This window comes from Mycobacterium sp. MYCO198283, assembly GCF_021213805.1.
Lineage (GTDB): Bacteria > Actinomycetota > Actinomycetes > Mycobacteriales > Mycobacteriaceae > Mycobacterium.
Genome location: NZ_JAJQJI010000001.1, coordinates 388979 through 410864, shown reverse-complemented (window position 1 = coordinate 410864; position 21886 = coordinate 388979). Strand labels below are relative to the sequence as shown.

The 21886-nt window shown below is 68.3% G+C and carries 20 protein-coding genes, 1 tRNA gene, 4 pseudogenes and 1 other annotated feature; of the genes and pseudogenes, 12 read left to right on the top strand and 13 right to left on the bottom strand.

Features of this window, described 5'->3' with window-relative positions:
• Together LV457_RS02020 and LV457_RS02015 are read right to left on the bottom strand one after the other, a co-directional pair.
• Positions 1-759, bottom strand: coding sequence for an enoyl-CoA hydratase/isomerase family protein (locus LV457_RS02020; RefSeq protein WP_232168691.1), 759 nt, complete (start codon positions 757-759; stop codon positions 1-3).
• Positions 759-1988: an acetyl-CoA C-acetyltransferase gene (locus LV457_RS02015; protein WP_232169198.1), complete on the bottom strand. Its 1230-nt coding sequence runs from the start codon at positions 1986-1988 to the stop codon at positions 759-761. Before LV457_RS02015 ends, LV457_RS02020 begins: the two co-directional genes overlap by 1 nt.
• Positions 1989-2169: 181 nt before the next feature.
• Between LV457_RS02015 and LV457_RS02010 the strand changes: the two genes are divergently transcribed.
• From LV457_RS02010 to LV457_RS01985, 6 genes are all read left to right on the top strand, one after another.
• Positions 2170-2406: a helix-turn-helix domain-containing protein gene (locus tag LV457_RS02010; RefSeq protein WP_232168690.1), complete on the top strand. Its 237-nt coding sequence runs from the start codon at positions 2170-2172 to the stop codon at positions 2404-2406.
• A complete protein-coding gene (locus LV457_RS02005) occupies positions 2406-2993 on the top strand; it encodes a Clp protease N-terminal domain-containing protein (protein ID WP_232168689.1) in 588 nt (195 codons plus the stop codon). The genes LV457_RS02010 and LV457_RS02005 overlap by 1 nt, the downstream gene beginning before the upstream one ends.
• 81 nt (positions 2994-3074) lie before the next feature.
• On the top strand, positions 3075-3410 hold the full coding sequence (locus tag LV457_RS02000) for a hypothetical protein (RefSeq protein WP_232168688.1): 336 nt from the start codon (positions 3075-3077) through the stop codon (positions 3408-3410).
• Between the two features lies 1 nt (position 3411).
• Positions 3412-3714, top strand: coding sequence for a hypothetical protein (locus tag LV457_RS01995; RefSeq protein WP_232168687.1), 303 nt, complete (start codon positions 3412-3414; stop codon positions 3712-3714).
• Between the two features lie 131 nt (positions 3715-3845).
• Complete coding sequence (locus tag LV457_RS01990) at positions 3846-4328, top strand: general stress protein (protein WP_232168685.1); 483 nt, start codon at positions 3846-3848, stop codon at positions 4326-4328.
• A gap of 14 nt (positions 4329-4342) precedes the next feature.
• On the top strand, positions 4343-5398 hold the full coding sequence (locus tag LV457_RS01985; RefSeq protein WP_232168683.1) for an aromatic acid exporter family protein: 1056 nt from the start codon (positions 4343-4345) through the stop codon (positions 5396-5398).
• A gap of 19 nt (positions 5399-5417) precedes the next feature.
• On the opposite strand, the gene LV457_RS01980 is transcribed toward LV457_RS01985, so the two are convergent.
• A complete protein-coding gene (locus LV457_RS01980) occupies positions 5418-6488 on the bottom strand; it encodes an FAD-dependent monooxygenase (RefSeq protein WP_232168682.1) in 1071 nt (356 codons plus the stop codon).
• 151 nt (positions 6489-6639) lie between these two features.
• Here LV457_RS01980 and LV457_RS01975 point away from each other — a divergent pair.
• From LV457_RS01975 to LV457_RS01955, 5 genes and pseudogenes are all read left to right on the top strand, one after another.
• Positions 6640-7879 (top strand): annotated as a pseudogene (locus LV457_RS01975) (IS3 family transposase).
• Positions 6915-7032, top strand: a sequence feature (AL1L pseudoknot). (Overlaps the previous pseudogene by 118 nt.)
• A 313-nt stretch (positions 7880-8192) precedes the next feature.
• Positions 8193-8378, top strand: a pseudogene (locus tag LV457_RS01970) (transposase family protein); the annotation flags it as partial.
• Between the two features lie 76 nt (positions 8379-8454).
• Complete coding sequence (locus tag LV457_RS01965) at positions 8455-9129, top strand: transposase (RefSeq protein ID WP_232168680.1); 675 nt, start codon at positions 8455-8457, stop codon at positions 9127-9129.
• 73 nt (positions 9130-9202) lie between these two features.
• Positions 9203-10435: pseudogene (locus LV457_RS01960) on the top strand (IS256 family transposase).
• A gap of 58 nt (positions 10436-10493) precedes the next feature.
• Positions 10494-10826, top strand: a pseudogene (locus tag LV457_RS01955) (transposase); the annotation flags it as partial.
• 206 nt (positions 10827-11032) lie between these two features.
• Here the strand turns inward: LV457_RS01955 and LV457_RS01950 are convergent.
• The 5 genes from LV457_RS01950 to LV457_RS01930 all read right to left on the bottom strand — a co-directional run bounded on the left by LV457_RS01950 (position 11033) and on the right by LV457_RS01930 (position 15704).
• A complete protein-coding gene (locus LV457_RS01950; RefSeq protein ID WP_232168679.1) occupies positions 11033-11659 on the bottom strand; it encodes a hypothetical protein in 627 nt (208 codons plus the stop codon).
• A 967-nt stretch (positions 11660-12626) separates the two neighbouring features.
• Positions 12627-14300 (bottom strand): alpha/beta hydrolase, encoded by a 1674-nt coding sequence (locus LV457_RS20155; protein ID WP_232168678.1) that lies wholly within the window; start codon positions 14298-14300, stop codon positions 12627-12629.
• A gap of 9 nt (positions 14301-14309) precedes the next feature.
• Positions 14310-14639: a WXG100 family type VII secretion target gene (locus LV457_RS01940; RefSeq protein WP_232168677.1), complete on the bottom strand. Its 330-nt coding sequence runs from the start codon at positions 14637-14639 to the stop codon at positions 14310-14312.
• A 148-nt stretch (positions 14640-14787) separates the two neighbouring features.
• Positions 14788-14863: transfer RNA gene (locus tag LV457_RS01935), tRNA-Arg, on the bottom strand.
• Between the two features lie 22 nt (positions 14864-14885).
• Positions 14886-15704 carry a TIGR03621 family F420-dependent LLM class oxidoreductase gene (locus tag LV457_RS01930; RefSeq protein WP_232168676.1) on the bottom strand — a complete coding sequence of 273 codons (819 nt, stop codon included), beginning with the start codon at positions 15702-15704 and terminating at the stop codon, positions 14886-14888.
• A 147-nt stretch (positions 15705-15851) separates the two neighbouring features.
• Between LV457_RS01930 and LV457_RS01925 the strand changes: the two genes are divergently transcribed.
• Complete coding sequence (locus tag LV457_RS01925; RefSeq protein WP_232168675.1) at positions 15852-16943, top strand: glutamate--cysteine ligase; 1092 nt, start codon at positions 15852-15854, stop codon at positions 16941-16943.
• Here the strand turns inward: LV457_RS01925 and LV457_RS01920 are convergent.
• The 5 genes from LV457_RS01920 to LV457_RS01900 all read right to left on the bottom strand — a co-directional run bounded on the left by LV457_RS01920 (position 16936) and on the right by LV457_RS01900 (position 21879).
• The gene (locus LV457_RS01920) at positions 16936-17643 is read right to left on the bottom strand and encodes an anti-sigma factor (RefSeq protein WP_232168673.1); all 708 of its coding nucleotides are present in this window, start codon (positions 17641-17643) and stop codon (positions 16936-16938) included. The two genes, LV457_RS01925 and LV457_RS01920, sit on opposite strands and share 8 nt — an antisense overlap.
• Positions 17640-18215, bottom strand: coding sequence for a sigma-70 family RNA polymerase sigma factor (locus tag LV457_RS01915; RefSeq protein WP_374198718.1), 576 nt, complete (start codon positions 18213-18215; stop codon positions 17640-17642). Before LV457_RS01915 ends, LV457_RS01920 begins: the two co-directional genes overlap by 4 nt.
• 233 nt (positions 18216-18448) lie before the next feature.
• Positions 18449-19498 (bottom strand): poly-gamma-glutamate hydrolase family protein, encoded by a 1050-nt coding sequence (locus LV457_RS01910; RefSeq protein ID WP_232168671.1) that lies wholly within the window; start codon positions 19496-19498, stop codon positions 18449-18451.
• Positions 19499-20725 carry an Nramp family divalent metal transporter gene (locus LV457_RS01905; RefSeq protein ID WP_232168669.1) on the bottom strand — a complete coding sequence of 409 codons (1227 nt, stop codon included), beginning with the start codon at positions 20723-20725 and terminating at the stop codon, positions 19499-19501.
• Between the two features lie 77 nt (positions 20726-20802).
• Entirely contained in the window at positions 20803-21879 is a 1077-nt protein-coding gene (locus LV457_RS01900; RefSeq protein WP_232168668.1) for a diacylglycerol kinase, read from the bottom strand.
• Between the last annotated feature and the right edge of the window lie 7 nt (positions 21880-21886).

Sequence of the window (21886 nt, the reverse complement as noted above, 5' to 3'; positions counted from 1 at the left end):
TCATCCTTTCGCGCGTGCTGCATCAGCGTGGCTGAGCACCTGGTTGCGGTTTTCCAGCTCCAGCGCCGAATGCAGCGCGGCCGCATCGGTGTTCACCTGCAGCGCCCGTTTGGTCAGCTGGACGCCGAGGCGGGTCAGGCCGGCGATCTGCGACGCAATGCTGATCGCCGCGTCGAGCAGCTCGTGGGGCTCGCAGATTCGGCTCACCAGGCCACGGCGATCCGCTTCCTCGGCGGCTACGGTGCGGCCGGTGAGCATCCAGTCGGCGGCCACGCTCGTCCCGACGATGCGCGGCAGGTGATAGCTCATTCCCATCTCGGCGCCCGACAGGCCGAGCAGGATCGCACCGTTGCCGAACGTAGCTGCGGCTGAACAGATCCGGATGTCAGCGGCCAGGCACAGCGCGAAGCCGGCGCCGACGCAGGGGCCGTTGACGGCGGCGACGTAGGGCTGCGGGGCGTCGTAGATCGCCTGCGGGAGGGCGGCCATCGACTCCTGGAAGCGCAGCCGGGCAATGGCCGGGTCGGTGGCGGCGGGGACGTCGTCGGCGAAGTGGCGCACGTCGAGGCCGGCGCTGAACCCGCGCCCACCGCCGGTGAGTACGACGGCCTTCACCGCGAGGTCGGCGCTCAGCGCAGAGATGGTCTCCAGCAGTTCATCTCGCATCACCGCGTTGATCGCGTTGAGCTTCTCGGGACGGTTCAACCGCAGCACCACGACGCCTCGCCGGGGCGTGTCGAGCTGCAGTGTCTCGGGCATCAGACCCGCTCGACGATGGTTGCCGTGCCCATTCCGCCGCCCGTGCACATCGTCACGAGCCCGGTCTGCAGGTCGCGCCGTTCGAGTTCGTCGAGCAGGGTGCCGATCAGCATGGCGCCCGTGGCGCCGATCGGGTGGCCGAGCGCAATCGCGCCGCCGTTGACGTTGACGCACTGCGGATCCAGGCCGAGGTCGCGTATGGTCTTGAGCGGCACGGCGGCGAACGCCTCGTTGATCTCCCACAGGTCGATGTCGTCGACCGTCATCCCCGCCTTATCCAAGCAGCGCTGCGCGGCCGGTCCCGGTGCGGTGAGCATGATGATCGGCTCGCTGCCCACCGCCGCGGCGGCGCGGATCGTTGCGCGCGGGCTGATGCCCTGCGCGGCGACGAACGCCTCGGACGCAACCACCGCCACCGCGGCGCCGTCTACCACCCCCGACGAATTGCCGGCGTGGTGCACGTGCTCGACGGCATCCACGCCGGGGTAGACGTCGCAGCAGATCTCGTCGAACGTGCGCCGATCGCCGTCGGGCCGGACGTCGCCCATGGACGCGAAGGCGGGCGGCAGCGTGCCCAGTCTCTCGGCGGTGGTACTGGGCCGGGGATGCTCGTCGCGGTGGAGAACCACCTGCCCGTTGGCGTCGGTGACCGGCACGATCGAGCGCTCGAAGCACCCAGCGGCGATCGCCTCGGCGGCGCGACGCTGGCTCTCGGCGGCGTAGGCGTCCACGTCGGAACGCGAGAAGCCCTCGAGCGTGGCGATGAGGTCCGCCGAGATGCCCTGCGGCACCGTCGGATAGCGGTGGCGGAAGGCGGGATTCGCGCCGTCGATCGTCGGCACGCCAACCGCGACGTCCCACCGCGACATCGACTCGACCCCGCCGGCGACCACGCAGTCCTGCTGGCCGCTTGCGACCCCGGCAGCCGCCACGGTGATTGCCTGCTGGCCGGAGCCGCAAAACCGGTTGAGTGTCATCCCTGGGACGGTCTGCGGCCAGCCCGCGAGCAGCACCGCGAGCCGCGCGATGTCGTCGCCGTGCTCGCCGGCCATGATCCCGTTGCCGATCACGACGTCCTCGACCTGAGCCGGGTCGATGTCGGTGCGCCGCGTCGCGGCCTGCAGGCACTGCGCCAAGAGCTCCTGCGGATGAATGCCGTGCAGACCGCCGTCCGGGCGGCCCTTACCGCGCGGGGTGCGGACGGCGTCGATGATGAACGCTGCAGGAATGTCGAGCTCCCCTCGTCGCGACCGGCGATGACGGTCGGCGGTGGAACCGGGTTCTCGCGGCCAGGCAAGTCGGTTCTCAACGATCATGTCATGACGGCTGGCCGGGGCGCCGAAGCATCGGCGGCGAGCGATCGGTGCCCCGACTGTCAACCTAGATTGACAAACCTCCAGGTGTCAACTTATGTTGATACGCGTGAGCGAGGAGGCAACCACTCTGGCGGCCGCCGCCAGTAGTTCCGATCCAAAGGTGGGGCTGCGGGCAGTACTGGCCCTGCGGCGGTTGCTCGAGCGGCTGGAGGCGATACAGGTGGCCAACGCCAGACGACAGGGCTGGTCCTGGCAGGCGATCGCCGACGCGCTGGAAGTCAGCAGGCAAGCGGTTCATCAGAAGTACAACCGGAAGGGCGAGATCCGCTGATGTTCGAACGATTCAGCAAACCGGCGCGCTCCGCGATCGTCGTCGCCCAGGAGCAGGCGCGGGACTTCCGCTCGCCCGCCATCGGGATTGAACATCTCTTGCTGGGCATCACGATGTGCTCGGGGACGGATCTGCGAAATGTGTTGGCCGGTAACGGGGTCACAGCAGACAATGTTCAAGCGGCACTAGGTGACAGGCGTGCCGAGGAACCGCTTGGCGAGGAGGATGCTGCTGCACTGCGATCCATCGGCATCGACCTGGAGTCGGTGCGAGAGAGCCTGGAGGCGACATTCGGTGCGGACGCTCTTGAACGCGCGGTACCGGCCGATGCGCCGTCGCGCAGACGGTTCCCGCTCGGCGGTCCGCTGCACTTCGGGCACATCCCTTTCTCAGGCGGTGCCAAGAAGGCCCTCGAACTGTCCCTGCGTGAAGCGGTTTCACGTGGCGACGATCGCATCGAGGCCGGCCACGTCCTGCTCGGCATCATGCGCGCCGCGAATCCTCCCACTCGGACGCTGTTGGGCGGCGACGAAGGCATTCAGCGCCTTCGCGCCGCGGTGCAACAGCTGCTCGACCACGCCGCGTAGCACGTGAGCGTGGCTCGCCGGAATGATCACCACGATCGTCCCCACCACGGTACCGCCAGTACCCGCCGGGGTCGTTTACGCATGACGAAATCCGGTATTCCTAGGCGCCGAGCGTCTGCACGCGATGACGAGCAGATGTGGCGAATTGCCACGCTCACCGCGCCGGTGACGGTTCAAGCGGCGTTCGGCGTCTTGTTGTTGAGCGCATGGTTGATCGGCAAGCTGTTGCCGCCTACAGACCAGGAGGCAGCGCGACTGCTTGCTGCGCTCGGCTCCATGGGAGTGCTGAACGCCGGTGTCGGCGGAGTACTGCTCACCCGGCGTTCTCCGACGCCGCGAGGTTGGGGTGTCAGTGTTCTCGGCACGGCGGCCACGGTGCTCATCGGAGGTGCGGCCTATGTCGGCTGGGCGTACTGACGTGTCCGAAAACAGCGCGGCCGCCGGCCGCTACGGATCGGTGGGCTTTGCTGCAGGTCTGCTCAACATGCTGGTGCTCGAGTCGGTCGGCGTGGTCGTGCTCCTCGCGGTGTGGCCGGCTGTCGTCGTCACCCTCGGTCCGCTGCTGCTCATCGATGTCGCGGTGTCCTACCTGCTGAGCCGGTGCCAAGGTCGTGCCGGGCAGATCGGTCGTGCACTGCTCATATCCTGCGCGTCGGCGCCGCTCACGATTGCGCTCATGGTCGCCTCGTTCGTCGTCGCGAATGCCATCGGGCCGCTGTAAGACGCGGGGCACGCGCGTACTCGGCGGTGGTCACGTCCGCCGGATCCGCGTCGTCAGCTCCCCGACGGGGTGCCGTCGTCGGCGAAAACGGGTAATTGTTCCGGCGACCACAACGACAGCTGGAGGTAGCAGTGACCAACCCGAGTGGTGTTTCCCCGCAGCCGGCCGCGCCCGCCTCGCCTGCCGGTGAGCAGCTCATCGCATCGTTCGACAACTACGTCGACGCGCAGCGGCTGGTGGACAGCATGTCCGACGGCGGATTCCCGGTGGAGCACATCCGGATCGTCGGCGACGGGCTACGCACCGTCGAAAGCGTCACCGGACGCGTGACCAAAGGCCGGGCCGCGCTGGCCGGTGCAGCCAGCGGCGCCTGGTTCGGCCTGTTCATCGGGCTGCTGTTCGCGCTCTTCACGGTCGGCCCGCTGTGGATCTGGGCGCTGCTGGTGCCGCTGGCAATTGGTGCGTTCTGGGGTGCGGTGTTCGGTTGGGTGGCCCACAGCGCGACGCGCGGCCGTCGCGATTTCGCCAGCGTCCGGACGCTGGAGGCCCGGCGCTACGACGTCTACGTGCCCACCGAGCACGCCGCGGCAGCCGCCCGCTTCGTGAGCTCGTAGCGAGCGAGCCGCACGTGCTGCGCGATCGGGCGGCGGCGCTCGCGTCGCGGGCCGCTCGCCGGGTGCGAGGTAGCGCGTGGCCGATCCTGCAGCAGAGCCTGGCGGCCGTGCTCGCCTGGCTGATCGCGAGCGCGTTCGCGACCGGTCACATTCCGTTCTTCGCGCCGATCGCCGCCGTGGTGGCCCTCAACGCCCGGTTCGGCAACCGGGGTGAGCAGGCGTTGCAGCTGCTCACCGGCGTCACCGTCGGCATCCTGGTGGGCGTCGAGGCCAATCGGCTGATCGGTGACCAGGCGGTCGCGCTGCCGCTCGCGGTATTCGCGGCGATGGTGTGCGCGGCGGCGGTCGGGGGCACGCGCGTCACGCTCGCACAGAGCGCGGCGAGCGCGGTCCTGACCGTCGTCATCCCCTATGGCGGTGCCGGCGGCTTCTCGCGGCTGTTCGACGCCCTGATCGGGGTGGCGGTCTCGTTGACGTTCAGCCAGGTGCTGTTCCCGCCGCACCCACTGCGGTTGCTGCGCGATGCGGAGGCCGCCGCGCTACGGGAGATGGCGCGCGGCCTCGACGACGCTGTGGCGGCCATGCGCGGCGAGGCCGGTGCGGAGGGCCGGGCGCTGCACACGCTGCGGGAGATCCGCCGCGAACTCGAAGATGTCGGCTTCGCCCAGACCGCCGGTGTGAACGTGTCCCGCCGCACGCTGCTGTGGCGGCACCAGCGGACCCTCACGGTGCAGGAGTCCGAGGTCGCGACGCAGCTGCAGTACCTCGGACCCGACTGCCTCACCGTCACCCGCGTGTGCCTGGCCGTCGGCGACCGGTACCGCGAACTCCTCGCCTCGGCCGTCTCCGCCGTCGCCGACGCCTTCCGGCTGCTCGCCGACGATCCCGGTGCAGCGACGGTCCGCTCCCGCGCGGCGCACGCCCTGACCGAGGCGATTGCGCGGCTCCGCAGCGCAGCGGGCGGCGGGCCGGCCCGTGACGACGCGCTCTCGGTCGCGATTGCCGTCGTCGAACTGCTGGTCGTCGACTCGCTGATCTTCTGCGGCGTCGATCCGGCCAGGAACCCGTAGGCGCGGTGGCGACGGAGAGTCACCCGGAAGCGGATGCAGGGGGCGTCCAGCGGCTGACGGAACCCGCCATGACGCCGAACAGCGGGTCGGGTACCAGCCGCAGTGCCGCGTTACGCACCACCTCCAGCGCCGCGATCCTGGGTGTCGCGAAGTAGGACCCGGCCTTGCTGGCGCCGTAGAGCGCGAGCACTCTCGGTCGGCGCCGGGACAGCGCGGATACGCTGCCGCGCGCGAGCGTGATGGCGTCCTCCATGGCCAGCGCTGCGCCCTGGCCGAATGTTGGCCGCATGGTGTGCGCGGCATCGCCGATCAGCACCACTCGGCCTCTCGCCAGGCGACGCGACGGGCGGGCCTCGAAGATCTCGGGCGTGATGGTGGTTTCCGGGCGAGCGTCGTCGATCAGCGCGGGCAGCGGATCCGGCCATTTCCGGAACGACGCCAAATCCGCTGCAGGGATGGATGTTCCGCCATAGACGTAGGTGCGGCCGTCGAGCAGCGGCAGTACGCCGAACTCCGTGCTGCGGCCCCAGATGGTGCCGAAGCCTTCGGGGAGTTGGCGGTCACTGACCCACGCCCAGCCGGCGATGCCGGTCGACCGCAGGGGCGGCGCCCCGGGCCACAGCTTTCGGCGGACGATCCCGCGTGCGCCGTCTGCGCCGACGACGAGGTCGAAATGTTCTGACGTGGCGCCGGTATGGATGGTGCCGTCGGCTTCCACATCGGTGACCGTGCAGCCGTAGCGGATGCGGTCGGTGGGCAGCTCCGCGGCGAGCCAGCCGATGAGCTGCGCGCGCGGCACGGTGGCGTACTCACCGCCGCCGGTCAGGCCCGCGAGCGTGCTGCGCACGAGAACTCGGCCGTCAGAGCTGCGCACGGTGGCCGGCGTCTGCGACCACGGGCTCGTGTCGATGCGGTTCCGGACGCCGAGCACCGACAGGCACGTCAGCGCGTTGGGCGCGAGCGAGATCGCCCCGCCGGCGACCGACGCCACGGCCGCCTTTTCGAACACCGTCACCTCGTGGCCGCACTGCCGAAATGCGATGCCGGCCGCCAGCCCCGCGAAACCGGCCCCGACGATGCCCACGCGCATGGCACAGGAACCTACGCGCCCGGATCCTGTTGTTGCGGCGTCCACTCGGATATTGCGCGTGGTGTGCGAGCCTGACTTGGGTCACTTTGGACTTCTTCTTGAGGTGAAGGACCCCAGGTTTTGTTCCGATCCGTATAGGAGGATCAGGAGCATGCCCCGTCAGTATTCGCCGGAGTTCCGTGACCGTGCGCTGCGGTTGCTGAACACCACGATGGAAGCCTCGGAAGTATCTGAGTTCGAGGCGATCAAGTCTGTTGCCAGCAAACTCGGGATCGCTGAGGAGTCGGTGCGCCGGTGGCGGCGCAAAGCGCAGGTTGACGCCGGTGAGCGTGCCGGTGTCACCAGCTCGGAGCACGCCGAGATCCGCAAGCTCAAGCGTGAGGTCGCCGAATTGCGCAGGGCCAACGAGATCTTGAAGTCTGCGTCGGCGTTTTGTGCAGCGGAGCTCGACCGCCCCGCGACGAAATGATCGCGTTCATCGACACCTATCGCGATCAGTTCGGGGTCGAGCTCCTCTGCCGTGTGCTGCGGGCAGCAATCACCGGTTTCCTCACCTCCCGGGGCTACCGGGCCGCGAAGACCCGCCCGCCATCAGACCGGGCGATCAGCGATGACCTGCTCATCGCCGAGCTCAGGATCGTCCACGAGGAGAATTTCTCGGTCTATGGCGTCAAGACGATGCATCACGCCATGACACGGCGGGGCTGGTCGATCGGCCGCGAGCAGATCCGCCGGCTGATGCGCACGGCCGGCCTGCGGGGGTTCAGCGGGGCAAGCCGGTGTTCACCACCATCACCGACCCAGCTGATGGCCGGCCTGCGGATCTGGTCGACCGGCAGTTCAGCGCGCCGGCGCCGAACCGGCTCTGGGTTGCCGACATCACCTTTGTGCGGACCTGGCAGGGGTTCTGCTACACCGCGTTCGTCACCGACGCGTGCACCAAGGCCATCGTCGGGTGGGCCGTCTCGGCGACGATGCGCACCGAGGATCTACCGCTGCAAGCGTTCAATCATGCTGTGTGGCGAGCGAACTCAGATCTATGTGGGTTGATCCATCACTCCGACCGCGGGTCCCAGTACCTATCGCTGGCCTATACCGAGCGGCTCGCCGAGCTCGGGATCGCGCCCTCGGTCGGGTCACGCGGCGATAACTATGACAACGCCCTCGCCGAGGCGGTCAACGCTGCCTACAAGACCGAGTTGATCAACCGCGGCAAACCCTGGCGCAGCGTCGACGACGTCGAGCTGGCCACCGCCGCATGGGTCGCCTGGTACAACGAGGAACGCCTGCACCAATCCCTCGGCTACCGCACCCCAGCCGAACACGAGGCCGCCCTCACCGGCACCTCACACCCCGTGAGCCAGCCAACCCCGGCCCTCACAACCAACTAGGAACAGAACCCGGGGTACTTCAACGCACTCTGAATTACGAAGAGCCACTAAGGCTCTTCGTGATCGAGAGTGCGTTGGTGGTTGGCGGGTTGCCGGGAATGGTGTCGTGTCGGTGAGCTGAGGTGGGCCCTCCGTGGGTGAGGATGCGGGTTCCTACACCTGCCACAACCACCACACCGAGGGAACCCGTGCCTGAGGCTACTGCCTGCCCGCCGTCCGTTGTTGCCGACACGATCATGCGCACCATCGAGTTGGGGGTGACGATTACCGACGCCGCGGTCGACGAAAAGCAGACCACGACTCTTGCACACCGGTGGTCGGTGACCCCCGCTGCCCGGAGTGCGGCCACGACGGCCGCTACCGCGACACGGTCGAGCGGCCGTTGACCGATCTGCCGGTGGCCGGCTATCCGCTGGTGCTCAGGGTCGCAGTCCCGCGCTACCGTTGCCTCACACCCCGGTGCGGGCGGGCGGTGTTCAACCAGGACCTCGGGAAATTGGCTGCCCCACGCTCCTCGATGACGCGGCGGTGTGCCCGTTATGTGTTGCGGCGGTTGATGATCGACCGCACGACCCATGTCGGCGGTTGCGGGCGAACTCGGGGTGTCGTGGCATACCGTCAGCTCGATCGCCATGCGCACCGTTGCGGCCCTGATCGCTGCAGCCGGACACGATCGGCTTGACAGTGTGCGGGTCATCGGGGTCGATGAGCACCGCTGGGCTCCACGTCGACGCGGCAGCGCCGGGTTCGTCACGCTGATCATCGACCTCCTCCCGGTCCGCGACGGCACCGGCCCAGCACGGCTGCTCAACCTTGTCGAAGGGCGCTCCGCAGCGGCACTGCAGACCTGGCCGGCCGACCAGCCGACAAGGTTTCGCGATCAGGTCGAGGTCATCGCCATGGACGGCTTCGGCGGCTACAAGACCGCCGCCGCCACCGAGGAACTGCCCGACGCCACCGCAGTCATGGATCCGTTCCACGTCGTCGCGCTGGCGGGCCTGAAGTTAGACCTGTGCCGCCAACGGATCCAGCAGCTGACCTGCGGGCACCGCGGCCGCACCGGAGACCCGCTCTACGGGGTTCTCCGTACCCTGCGCACCCGGCTACCGCTGCTGACCAGCCGCCAACGGGCACGATTGGAGGCGGTGTTCGCCGACGACAATCATCTCGCCGTCCAAGTGACCTGGAGGGTTGCGTCCAGCAGAGTGGTGTACGAGTCGGGGCTGAAGATCGGTACCGGCGTGTCGTAGCCGAGTGATTGAGGGTCATCGCGTGATTCTTCGAGAGACCTACCAAAGTTTTTCGAGCAAAGGAATCGACGCGATGACCACTGCCCACGATATCGACCTGCCCGCTGTGCTGGCCGAACGACTCACCACCACTCATCCCGACGTGCTGCGCGAGCTGCTGGCCGCGTTTATCCACACCTTGATGGGTGCTGAGGCCGACGCCCGGTGTGGCGCCGGATACGGCCAGCGCAGTAGTGAACGGAGGAATCAGCGCAACGGGTACTGCAGTCGCCAATTCGACGCGCGCAGGCACGTTGGATCTGGCGATCCCCAAGCTGCGGCACGGCTCGTACTTTCCGGACTGGCTGCTGGAACGGCGCAAACGCGCCGAGCGGGCTCTGACCACGGTAGTGGCCACCTGCTATCTGCTCGGCGTGTCAACCCGGCGGATGGACCGCCTCGTCGAGACCTTGGGGATCACCAGCTTGTCGAAGTCGCAGGTGTCGGTGATGGCCAAGGAACTCGACACCGCCGTCGAGGCGTTCCGCACCCGACCCTCGATGCCGGCCCGTACACGTTCATGGCGGCCGACGCGCTGGTCCTCAAGGTCCGCGAGGCCGGCCGGGTGGTCAACGTACACGCCCTGATCGCCGTCGCCGTCAACGCCGAGGGCTACCGCGAGATCCTCGGCGTCGACGTCACCACCGCCGAAGACGGCGCGGGCTGGCTGACCTTCCTGTGGTCGCTGACCGCTCGAGGGCTGTCCGGTGTCAAGCTAGTCACCTCCGACGCCCACGCCGGGCTGCTGTCCGCGATTGGGGCTACCTTGCCCGGAGCGGCCTGGCAGCGGTGTCGAACTCATTACGCGACCAACCTGATGTCGGTGACGCCGAAGTCATCGTGGCCGTGGGTACGCACGCTGCTGCACTCGGTCTATGACCAACCGGACGCCGATTCTGTTGCAGCACAGCATGACCGGATAATCGACGCTCTCGCCGAGAAACTTCCCAAAGTGGCTGAACACCTCGACGCCGCCCGCGCCGATCTGCTGGCGTTCACCGTCTTCCCCAAACAAATCTGGCGCCAGATCTGGTCGAACAACCCCCAGGAGCGGCTCAACAAAGAGATCCGCCGACGCACCGACGTCGTCGGCATATTCCCCGACCGCAACGCGCTGATCCGCCTCGTCGGCGCCGTGCTGGCCGAACAACACGACGAATGGGCCGAATCCCGGCGCTACCTCGGACTCGAAGTCCTCAGCAAATCACGCACCACCAACGACGACCTGACTGAACAGGAGGCCACACCAGCGGCACTGACCGCCTGAACCATCAACTCGAAGAATCACACGACGACGCCATACACCACGTCACTGGACTTGACCGACCTGGAGTGTCTACCAGCGCATCATCGCCGCCTATGGCCACCCTGACCGACGCCGAGGAAAGACGATGATGGCCGCGATCGTCGACTCTCTGCGCCGCAGCGTGCCCGCGATCCTCGCTGAACTGGCCCAGCTCGGACGTACCCTGCACCGCCGCCGCGCCGACATCCTGGCGTTCTTCGACCACCAAACCTCCAACGGGCCCACCGAAGCCATCAACGGCCGCCTCGAAGCCCTGCGCCGCAACGCCCTCGGATTCCACAACCTCACCCATTACCGACTGCGCTCCCTGCTGCACAGCGGCGCCCTGCACTCGATTGCCAATGCACTCTGAATTCCGAAGAGCCAATTTGCTGGTGTCTGGCATACGTACGAAATCGTTTCTGCTCAGATTTTCGAAGAAAGTCAGTTTTGTCTGGTCCGAGAAGCGGTTCTTTCAGCCGATCTCGTCGATCACGAAGAGTCCGCCCCGACGCTACCCCGCGATCGCGGGGAGCGTCGGTGGCCCTCAGTTGGGATGTTCAGTGCCCGTCGAACTTCTCAATGAGCCGCAATGGGGTTCGGAAACGTCCCATCGAAGTCCAAGTTGCCGACAAAGCACGGTGAAATGGCGATCGACGTCGGCGGGTAGGTCGGTGGGTTTGGCATTTCGATCTGCAACCGGTATCCGTCGGATGCGTAGCCGAACATGTTGGGTTTGCGGAAGCCGTCGCGCTCAAAGACGTACCAACCCCAAGCGCGCCAAGCTTCGCCAACTCGCGCTATCACCGATTCGGGTTCGATTCCGTTCGGAACTCGCACGTTGCCAAGGTTGCTGAACGAGACGGGCGCGGTGTCGGGGTCTGAGGGTTCGTCCTCACACCAGGCAGTGAGACCGGATGACCCGAACGGACTGCTGTCGAAGACGGTTCCCACCGGCAGGGCCGCCAATGTCCGCTTGAGATAGCGCAGTACCGTGTCCCGAGCTTCCTGATGGCTCTGCGGTACGACTTCGGAGAGCTTCAATCCCGGCGGGGGCGGTGGTGATGACATCGGTGGACCTCCTGAGTCGAAGGCGCCGGTCGGGGTCGGCGGGCCAAGCTCGGGCTTGTCATTGCAGCCGGCACTCAGCAGGACGAGCGTGCACAGCGACGCGATCGTGCGAATAGACGAGTTCGGAGGTGGCACGTTCGCTTCTATCCGTTCGGCACGATCTGCGGAGGAGGCAGCCCCGCTATAACGGCGCCCATGTTCGCCAGAGCCGGATTTCCGCGGTCCCAATACTTCGCTGTGTGCATGGATGGAGGGCAGACTTAGGGCCGCCGGGCCGGTCCCTTCACCCGGCGCGGTCAGAAGTTCGACCGCTCCGAAACCGTCCGATGTTGTAGCGACTCCATGTACGCCGCCGACAATATGGTTGATGTCATTGTCAGCTCGGGCAGCGAACACTTGGCCGCCCGGGTCGAGACTGCGGTCCGATGCGGTGTCACCAGAAGCGGCTTAAGGAGCTGCAGTCAGCTGGACTGGGAATGGGACGCCGCCGTTAGCAAGTCGACCGTCGAAGCACGGTGATGAGGCTTGAAGGGTAGGAGGGTAAGTCGGCGGATCGGCTGACTCTATCTGGATCCGGTATCCGTCGGGTCCATACCCGAATTGGTTTGGTTTCGGAAAGCCGTCTCGTTCAAACACGTACCATCCCCAGCTTCGCCAAGTATCGCCAACCATGATAATCATGGCTCGCTGATCAACACCTTGCGGGAATTGCAGTTCCCCGATGGTGTGAAACCGCATGGGGGGCTCGCCCGGCCCAGTCCAGTCGTCGTCGCACGAACTGTTGTGGCCCGGCCCGGCGTACCGGCTGCCATCTAGCACCGTCCCAGCAGGCAGTGCTTGCAGCGTTCGCCGGAGGTAAGTGGCCACGACGTCCTGCGCCTGCTGCTGGCTCGTCGGGACAACGTCCTTCGGATCCCACCCGACGGGTGGCGGCGCTGAGATCATCGGTGCTCCTCGAAGGTCAGTGGCACCGCTCGGTGATGGCGGACCAAGCGGCGTCGAGTCAACGCCACATGCCACCGCTGCGATGAGTAGGAACCCCAGCGCCAGTGGCACCCCCACGGTGTGGGGATATCGAAATTCGATCACTGAACGCGGTCTCCTACGGCGGGGTTACGTATGGGGGCGGCTTGCCCGCAATGATGGCGCCCATATTCAAGAGTGCCGGATTGCCTTCGTCCCAGTAACTGCTGTGTGCGGCAACGGACGGCAGATTTAGAAACGAGGGAGGCCCGGGTGCAGCGACTAGTTCCACCGCGCCGAAGGGATCCCATGTCGGATCATTGCCCAGTGCGCCGCCCGTCATCACGTGGACCGGAGACGACCCGACAACTTCGATGACATCGTTCGCCGCACGCGTGGCATACACGTTGCCTCCCGGATCAAGGCTGAGATCCGCGGCATGGCTAACGATCATGCCGGGACTGCCGACGGCGATGACGTTCTCGACGGCGAGGTGATGATCGCCGGCACCAGCCGCCCCAACCAATGTCGAGCCGTAGCTGTGACCAATGACGGTGTCAATGGACGGCGGTCCCAGGTGCGTCGCTTGCAGGCCGTCTAGGTACGCGTCGAGCGCGGACGCTCCGTTGTTCGCATAGCTTGCCGACGCTGCCTCACCGAGATCCATGGGTCGGTCATAACCCATCCAGGAGATGACCGAGACATCACCCACACGCAGTGAACGGTCGGCGTTCATCGCCGCGTTGTACATATCGAGCGACTTGCCGTCGCTAGCAGCAAACGCCGCCATGTCTTGGCCGGTCCCTGGCACCAACGTCGCGGTGCGTGAAGCGGTGTCCGGATTGTTGATGGCGACGGCCGCATGCCCCTGATCGTCAATCATGCCGAGGTAGCGCGGGACACCGTCGTTGCGTGCCAACGTCTCACTCACCGATTGGTAACCGGCCAGCGTGTGATTGGCGCCGTCCCACTGTTTCTTCCACTCCTGCCAGTCGCGCCACGCTTTCGCCTCGCTTTTCGGGTTTGGGGTGACGCCCTGGGCCCAGCCGGGATGCGCCTGTGCCAACCGATCCACCTCAGCCTGCGCACTGCGGGTCAGTTCTTTCAGATGGAGCCGGTTGTAATGGTCCTTCCCAAGGCCGTCCGTGCCGACCCACGGCATGCCGGGGTGGTTGCCAATGTTGGGGTCCTGGCGGTACAGCCAGTCCTTTTCCTCTGGTGTCAGCTGATTCCAGAGCTGTTCGAACTCCTCGGGGTCGGTGGGCAGCGGCCGGGACAGCGCCGCTTGGATTTCCGGCCGGTTGTCGTGCGGCGTGTCGGGTATCGGCGCCTCACCGGTGGCCATCTCGATAGCCCTCGCCAGTTCGTCCTCGATGGCTGCGCCGCGGGCGAGCAGCGGCCGCAGTTCTCCGAGCAGTGACGCCGCCTTCGCCATCGCCTCCGCGGGCGGCATCGTCGGATCCGTCGGCTGGAAGGTGTTGGTGGCCGGATTGAGCGCCATCTGCAGTCGCATCGCCTTGGCGCGCAGTTCGGCCAAGTCGTTCTTCAGCGCGTCGATGTCGTCGGCGGCGGTGCTGGCCGCGCGTGAGACCGCGATCGCCTGGTTTCCGTGCGCGTCGAGGTCCTTGCGTGTCCGGCCGATCGCCTCCTTGGCCGCCTCGGCTGCATCGCCGCCCCACGATTCGAAGGCGGGCAACTGCGCGATGCCGTCCGCCGCTTCGAAGGCGGCTTCAGCTTGGCTGCGGGTAGCGTGGAAGACTTCCCGGACGTCACCGGCATTCCAGCGATCAATATCAGCGACAGAAACCGTCACGCAGCGCCCTCACCACCTTGCAGTGCCGGATGGCGCGCAGCCGCCGACGGCGGCAAGATCTGTGGCGTTGCCAGACTCGGTGGCAGCGTATCCGGTAGCGGCCGCTCGCAGCGAGACGCTATGGCCATCCAACTGTAGACGGATCGCTGCGGAGTCGTCCTGCCACTTGCTGAGGGTCGCTCCAATCGCCGCCGCCGCGGCGGCCGGCATACCAGCCTGCGACTCGCCGATTCGGGTCTGCGTGAGGCTGTGGCGGGCGTCGAATCCTTCGGCGTGATCGGTCACCTTCGTCGCCGACCTGTCGAGGTCGGCCGGCACCACCCGAACCACCTGCGCCATGTGAGTTCCTCCCCGGTGCGCCGTCGCATTTGCACATTGACGGACGCATACAGTCTATTACCGCCTTCACCGCAGCTTGACACCATTCATGGGCGCCAGGCATCAACCGAACACGAACGTCAAGCATCAACCGATGAAATGCGTAACTTGGTGCCCCCGGCAGGATTCGAACCTGCGACACCGGCTTTAGGAGAGCCGTGCTCTATCCCCTGAGCTACGGGGGCGCGTCCGTGCGGAGCTTACCGGCTAGCGCAGCAGCGCGATCACGTCCGCGAAGGCGTCGGCGACGGGCTGTTGCACGGTGATGTAGGTGATGCCGTAGCGGTCGCGGTAGTGCAGCAGGGTGTCGGCCATGTCGCGAGTCGTCCCGGAGAGCACGCTGGGCAGCGCGAGCAGCTGGTCGTCGGGCAGGTCGACGAAGTGGCGGGTGATGGACAGGTCCGGCCGGCCGGAGCCGTCGGTGGGCAGCGCGGTAACGGCCAGGTTCAGCTCCAGCTCACCGAAGCGATTCTCGGCGGCGTCGCGGACGAAGGAGATGCGCTCGGCGAGCGGATCGTGGCCGTCGACGACGGGATCGCCGCCGGTCAGGCCGACCATATGGGCGTGCCGGGCCGCCAGCCGGAGCACACGGTCGCCGTTGCCGGCGATCAGCACCGGAACGTCCGGCACGTTGGCGCGCAGGTACGTGGTGGTGTGCCTCAGGTGATCGACGCGTTCGCAGGCACTGGGGTAACGCAGTTCGGCGGCCTCGAACTCCTCGCGCACGTAGCCCGTGCCCAAGCCGACCTCGGAGCGCCCGCCGGAGAGTCGGCTCAGCGCCGCGACATCGCGCGCCAGCAGCGCCGGACGATAGAACGCCGCGTTGAGGACGAAGGTGCCCACCCGCAAGGTGTCGGTGACGGCGGCGACGGCGGTGAGCACCGGGAAGGGCGCGAGGCTGCCGAGATGGTCTGCGGCGTGCAGGACGTCGTAGCCCATGCTTTCGGCGCGGCGCGCGAAGTTGCGCACATCCTCTAGCGAGCGTGCGTCGTGCAGGCCGACACCGAACCGGAAAGCGCTGGTCATCCCGGAATCCTAGCCGCGGTGTACGGCAGGAGGTTTGAGCCGACCCGGCAACGGGCACAGTTCGGTGCGACCGAAACTTCCCCCAAGATCCGGCCCGTCGTCGACCCACGTTCCGACGGGCCGGATTGTCTTTCCACAAGGCAGGACATGAGCAGCCATCCCACCGTCGGGGTCGAGGAGGAATTCCTGCTCGTCGACGCCGACACGGGAGATCCGCTGGCACGAAACCGCGACGTGGCCGAACGCGCCGCGCAGGAGAACGTCGAGCTGCAACTGGAGCTCACGAGCTGTCAGGTGGAGACCGCCACCGCAGTAGTGTCCGACGCGGCCGCGCTACGCGACGAGCTGACCCGGCTACGCGCTGTGGCCGCCCGGGCCACCGAACAGTGCGGCGGCCGGCTGCTGGCGATCGGACTTCCGCCGACCCGGCCGCACGAATTCCCGATCACCGACACCCCGCGGTACCGGCGCATCGCGGAGCGGTTCGGCATGATCGCCCACGAGCAGGGCATCTGCGGCGCGCACGTGCACGTCGAGGTGCCCGACCGCGAGACCGCGGTGCAGGTGTGCAACCGCCTGCGGCCGTGGCTGCCCATCCTGCTGGCCATCACCGCGAATTCTGCGATCTACCGCAACGCCGACACCGGCTATGCCAGCTGGCGCAGCGTGCTGTGGGCGCGGTGGCCCAGCGCGGGGCCGCCGCCGGTGTTCGCGTCCGCCGCCGAGTACGACGCGACTGTGAAGCTGATGCAAGACGCCGGCGCGATGGTCGACGACGGCATGGTCTATTGGGACGTGCGGCCGTCGTCGAAGTTCTCGACCGTCGAGATCCGGGTGGCTGACGTGCCGGCGACGGTCGCGGAGACGGTGCTGTTCGCAACGTTGGTCCGGGCGACGGTGATGACGGCGCTCGACGAGCAGCGGGCCGGCGCACCGCTGCCCGAGGTGGCGCCGCACCTGCTGCGCGCCGCCTACTGGAAGGCCGCCCGCGACGGGCTGGCAGGCGAATCCGTCGACCTGCGAGCGGGCCGGCTGGTGCCGGTGTCGACGGCCCTCGATGCGCTGCTCGCCCATCTCCGGCCGGCGCTCGAGGCGCTCGGCGAGTACGACGACGCCGTCGCGCAATTGGACCGGCTGCGTCGAAGGGGCAACGGCGCCGCCCGCCAGCTGGCCGCCTGGCAGCGCGGGCACGACGCGCGCGACGTCGTCGCCGAACTCGCCGACGCGACGCTCAGCTGAGCGGTAGCTGCGCGACCAGCGGTCCGGTGGGCCTCGGCGACCCGTCGCCGGGCTCGACGGTGAAAGCGAGCGCGGTCGAGTCGCCGATCTGCGGGAGCACCGCCGTGGTGGACGGGCTGACCGCCTCGTCGTCCATCGTGCCGGCCGACTCCGCCCCGGCGTCCGACATCAGCCACATCTGGTAGACGGTGCCCGGTTGCGGCGGCGCGACGTTGTTCATCACCAGCACGCCGGCGTGCCGGTCGCGGGAGTAGATGAACGTCGCCGTCCCGCCGGTCGGGAGGTCGCCCGTGACGGTGCGGACGTCCGGCGCCGCGAAGATCGTGTCGGTGCTGACGGCATCGCGGCTGTCGGTCGACCGGAACGCCAGCCCGACGCCGACCGCGGCCAATCCGATGACCACGGCGGCCGCGGCCGCGACCACGGCGGTGCGCCGACGGCGGGAGCGGCTGCGGCGCTGCTGAGTCGCCGACGCCAGGATCTGGCTGCGCAGCGCGGGCGGCGGTTCGACGGCGGTCGCCGCGGACATCGCGGCCATGGTCTCGCGGACGGCGCGCACTTCGGCGGCGAACTCCGCGGCGACGTCAGGCGGCGCCACACGCAGCCGGCGTTCGATGTCGGCGCGCTCGATGTCCGTCACCGCGTTCAGCGCATACGCCGTCGCCATGTCGAGGAAGGCGCTGTCGTGCGGCGCGGTCATGTCACGCCCAGGCAGTTGCGCAGGCCGCGCAGCGCGTCCCGCATGCGCGACTTGACGGTGGCGAGGTTGGCCGAAAGCCGTTCGGAGACCTGCGAATAGGTGAGCCCCTGGTAGTAGGCCAGCTCGACGCATTCCCGCTGCAGGTCAGTCAGCCCGTCGAGGCACTCGACGACCTGCCGGCGCTCGTCGCGCACGATCGCGGAGTCGGCCACCACATCGGTCGCGGTTTCGACGGTGGCGGCGCCGTAGCGGGCGTCGCGCTGGCTGGCGGCCTGTTCGGCGCGTACCCGGTCGACGGCGCGGCGGTGCGCCAGCGTCATCAACCAGGCGAGCGGCGATCCCGACGCGGCGTCATAGCGGTCGGCGGTGCGCCACACCTGCAGATAGATCTCCTGCACGACCTCCTCGCTGTAACCGGGATCGCGCAGCACTCGGGTGACCAGTCCGTAGACCCGCGCCCGGGTGTGGTCATAGAGGGTGGCAAAGGCGTCGGCGTCCTGGCGGGCCACGCGGCGCAGCAGCATTTCGAGATCGGCGCTCACTGCGGCAATCCGCCCCGGCCACCCGTCCAACAGCACATCGAGCCGTAGCCTAGCGGGCCGCATTTCGAGCGGAGTCAGGTCTGGCCGACTTCTCGACCGCGGTAGCGGGCGAGCGGCACCCTGGGCAACGGCAGCGCAGCGGCCGGCAACCGCCGGCTCAGCTCCCCGGTCAGCGGTGCCGGCGGCGCCACGACCTGCGGGGCGCGTGTCGACGAGCTGCACAGCAGGTATTCGCACCCGGCGCGCGGGCGGATCGGTGGCGGCTACCGCCAGCTGCGGGCCGCCGCGGCCAACCCGTGGACCAGCGCCGAGGTGATCGGCGGCAGGCCGTCCTCGCCCGGTAGCGGACTGCGGGGGCTGGTGCCGCGGATCCGGGCGGGCAGCTCGAGCTGCATTCCGCCTCGCCGGGCGCGGTTGACGGGGTTGTCCGGGTGCAGGCCCCGCAGCTCGCGCGGGATGTCGTCGAGGTCGGTGACCACGGTGTAGCCCGGCAGGTCGAGGTGCGCGGCGACGTGACGCGCCAGGTCGCGGTGGCCGCCCCCGGCCAGCAGGTGGGTGCTGCGGCCCACGCGGCCGTAGCCGTGCAGCGACACCGCCACGTCGACGTGGTCGAGGAACTCCCGCAGCAACGGCGACTCGGCCGCCAGGTAGCGGGCCGACGGCAGGTGGTGGGGATAGCTCTCGGGGTGCCGAACGACGTACACCGAGGCACCGGCGGCGTCGGCCGCACGGTCGGCGATGACGTCGGTGACCTGTTCGAGCCCGCCGCCGTGGATGGCGAGGAAACCGAACCGCGAGCGCAGCCGGCTGTACTCGACGACGCCCGGCTCGGCCAAGAGCTCCGCCAGGGACTGCGGCCCGTCGGCCCCGGTGGCGGCCCGCCCGGACCAGGCGGCCGGGTCCCACCGGCGCAGGAAATCGACCCACGGCTGCGGCAGGCCGTGGTGCAGCGCGCCGGCCACGATGCGCTCGAGGTACCCGGGACGCGGCGGGCCCGGCTCCACGCGCGGATCGACGTACACCCACGCGGCGGCCGGCCCGTCGTCGGTCTGCACCGTCATCCGGTCGCGGCGATAGCGCACCGGAACGCCCTCGGCGCTGTCGAGCACCCGTAAGTCGTGGTCGGAGAGCTGCCACAGCACGCCGTGCACCTCGCTGCCGGCGAACGGTTCGACGGTCGCGACGCCGCGCTCGTTGATCAGCCAGTCGTGGTCGGCGAGCCGCGCCGGCCGGGGCTCGGTGGCGTCGGGGCAGCGCCGCGCCATCTGGTCGACGCACACGTTCGACCCGTAGGCGAAGTAGGCGTGCCGCATTCAGCCCGTGACGGTCAGATAGATGAGCACCACGTTGAGCAGCGTAATGATGCCGCCCACCGCCCACCCCAGCGTCGTGGTGACGCGATGGTTGGTGTCGATGCCCATGAGGCGGCGGTCGCTCGTGAGCCGGATCAGCGGGATGAGCGCGAACGGGATGCCGAACGACAGCACGACCTGCGAGATGACCAGCGCGCGGCTCGGGTCGATCCCGGTGCCGAGCACCACGAGCGCCGGGATGAGCGTGATGACGCGGCGGGCGACGAGCGGGATCTTCCGGTTCAGCAGCCCGTCCATGATCATCGCGCCGGCGTAGGCGCCCACCGAGCTGGACGCCAGCCCGGAGGCCAGCAGGCCGATCGCGAAGCACAGCGCCACTGCGGGGCCGAGCGCGTCGGCCACCGCGGCGTGGGCGCTCTCGATGGAGTCGGTGTCGTCGCGGCCCTGCAGGTTGGTCGCGGCGACGAGCAGCAGCGACATGTTCACCGCCCCGGCGACGAGCATGGCCAGCGCGACGTCCCAGCGGGTGATGCGCAGCAGCCGGCGCAGCCGCTCAGGGGTGTCGGACCGGCCGTGGCGGTCGCGGCTCAAGCCCGAGTGCAGGTACACCGCGTGCGGCATGACGGTCGCGCCGAGCATCGCGGTGGCGAGCAGCACGCTCTCGGCGCCGTCGAAGCGCGGCAGCAGGCCGCCGACCAGCTCGCCGGGTGGCGGCGGTTCGACGAAGATGCTGGTGACGAACCCGATCGCGATCACGAGCAGCAGGCCGCTGATGACGCGCTCGAAGATCTGCTGCCCGCGCCAGTCCTTGACCACCAGCAGCATGAGCGATACGACGCCGGTGATGACGCCGCCGGTGAGCATTGGCAGGTCGAACAGCAGGTGCAGCGCGATCGCGCCGCCGACCACCTCCGCCAGGTCGGTCGCCATGGCGACGGCCTCGGCCTGCGCCCAATAGGTGAGCCGGGTCGGCCGGCTCATGCGGGCGCCGATGGCTTCCGGCAGCGAGGTGCCGGTGACGAGGCCGAGCTTGGCCGACAGGTACTGAACCAGCCCGGCCATGACATTCGCGAGCACGATGACCCAGACGAGCAGGAAGCCGTACTGCGCACCGGCGCTGACGTTGGCGGCGACGTTGCCCGGGTCGACGTAGGCGACGGCCGCCACGAACGCCGGACCGAGCAGGAAGAACCCGGGCCGGGCCCGCAGCAGGGTCGGTTGTGCCACGACGTCGCGTCCTATCGGATTGACGAACTTGCGCGTGAGGGTAGCCGAAACCCTCGTCCGTCCGTCTCCCGGGTTGCCTACCGCGCGGCGTACAAACCCCGGCCGGTGATCAGCGGCAGATCGAGCGTGGTGCGGATGCCGGCAGGCGCGGCGACCACCGCCGGGATCGCGTTGACGACGCGCATGGCCGTGGCGACCAGGCCGGCGTGATTGTGATCGCCGTTGGGGCTGCCCAGGCAGATGTCGACGCCGTAGGACGGCTCGCCGGTGATCTCCACGCGGTAGGACCCGCCCTCCTGGGCCGGCTGGCGCCAGTCGGGGCAGAGGTCCCCGCGCAGGCGGGTGACGTGTTCCAGCACGACGGCGGCACGGCCCGCCACCATGCCGCGCACCTCGAAGCGCAGTGCGGCCGCGCCACCGGCAGGGATGTGGCCCGCCGCGATGTCGAAGGGCTCGGGCGCCGGAAACCGCTCGTAGTGCTCGGTGATCTCGTCGAGTTCGACGTCAAGGCCCGCGGCGAGCTGGCGCACCACCGAACCCCAGGCCATCGTCAGCACGCCCGGCTGCAGCAGCATCGGGATGTCGTCGAGCGGCTTACCGAAGCCCATGACGTCGAACATCACGGTGGCGCTGTCGTAGGTGGCGTAGTCGACGATTTCGATGCACCGCACCTGCTCGATGCGCTGGCAGGTGCCGGCGAGCGCCATGGGCAGCAGGTCGTTGGCGAAGCCGGGGTCGATGCCGCCGATGAACAGGCTCGAATTGCCCTGCTGCGCAGCCTCTTCGAGCGGGGAGATCAGCTCGTCTGGGATGACGCCCCACGGATATTGCAGAAACACCGGGCCGCTGCCGACGACGTTGATGCCGGCGGCCAGCAGTCGCCGGTAGTCCTCGAGCGCGTCGGGCAGGCGGTTGTCGGCCATCGCGGTGTAGACGGCGCACTGCGGCCCGGTGGCGATCACCGCGTCGAGATCGGTCGTGGCGGTGACGCCGGTGCGCGTGTCGAGGCCCGCCAGTTCGGCGGCGTCCCGGCCCGCCTTGGCGTCGGAGGACACCCACACACCGGCGAGGTCGTAGGTGGGGTCGGTGATCAACGCCGTCAACGCATGACGCCCGACGTTGCCGGTGCCCACCTGCACTACACGGATCGACACGGTGCTC

Coding starts and splice junctions, on each gene's coding strand:
- LV457_RS02020 (WP_232168691.1), bottom strand. CDS start 759: ATGCCCGAGACACTGCAGCTCGACACGCCCCGGCGAGGCGTCGTGGTG.
- LV457_RS02010 (WP_232168690.1), top strand. CDS start 2,170: ATGTTGATACGCGTGAGCGAGGAGGCAACCACTCTGGCGGCCGCCGCC.
- LV457_RS02005 (WP_232168689.1), top strand. CDS start 2,406: ATGTTCGAACGATTCAGCAAACCGGCGCGCTCCGCGATCGTCGTCGCC.
- LV457_RS02000 (WP_232168688.1), top strand. CDS start 3,075: ATGACGAAATCCGGTATTCCTAGGCGCCGAGCGTCTGCACGCGATGAC.
- LV457_RS01980 (WP_232168682.1), bottom strand. CDS start 6,488: ATGCGCGTGGGCATCGTCGGGGCCGGTTTCGCGGGGCTGGCGGCCGGC.
- LV457_RS01965 (WP_232168680.1), top strand. CDS start 8,455: ATGTCGGCGGTTGCGGGCGAACTCGGGGTGTCGTGGCATACCGTCAGC.
- LV457_RS01940 (WP_232168677.1), bottom strand. CDS start 14,639: ATGGCGCAGGTGGTTCGGGTGGTGCCGGCCGACCTCGACAGGTCGGCG.
- LV457_RS01930 (WP_232168676.1), bottom strand. CDS start 15,704: ATGACCAGCGCTTTCCGGTTCGGTGTCGGCCTGCACGACGCACGCTCG.
- LV457_RS01925 (WP_232168675.1), top strand. CDS start 15,852: ATGAGCAGCCATCCCACCGTCGGGGTCGAGGAGGAATTCCTGCTCGTC.
- LV457_RS01920 (WP_232168673.1), bottom strand. CDS start 17,643: ATGACCGCGCCGCACGACAGCGCCTTCCTCGACATGGCGACGGCGTAT.
- LV457_RS01910 (WP_232168671.1), bottom strand. CDS start 19,498: ATGCGGCACGCCTACTTCGCCTACGGGTCGAACGTGTGCGTCGACCAG.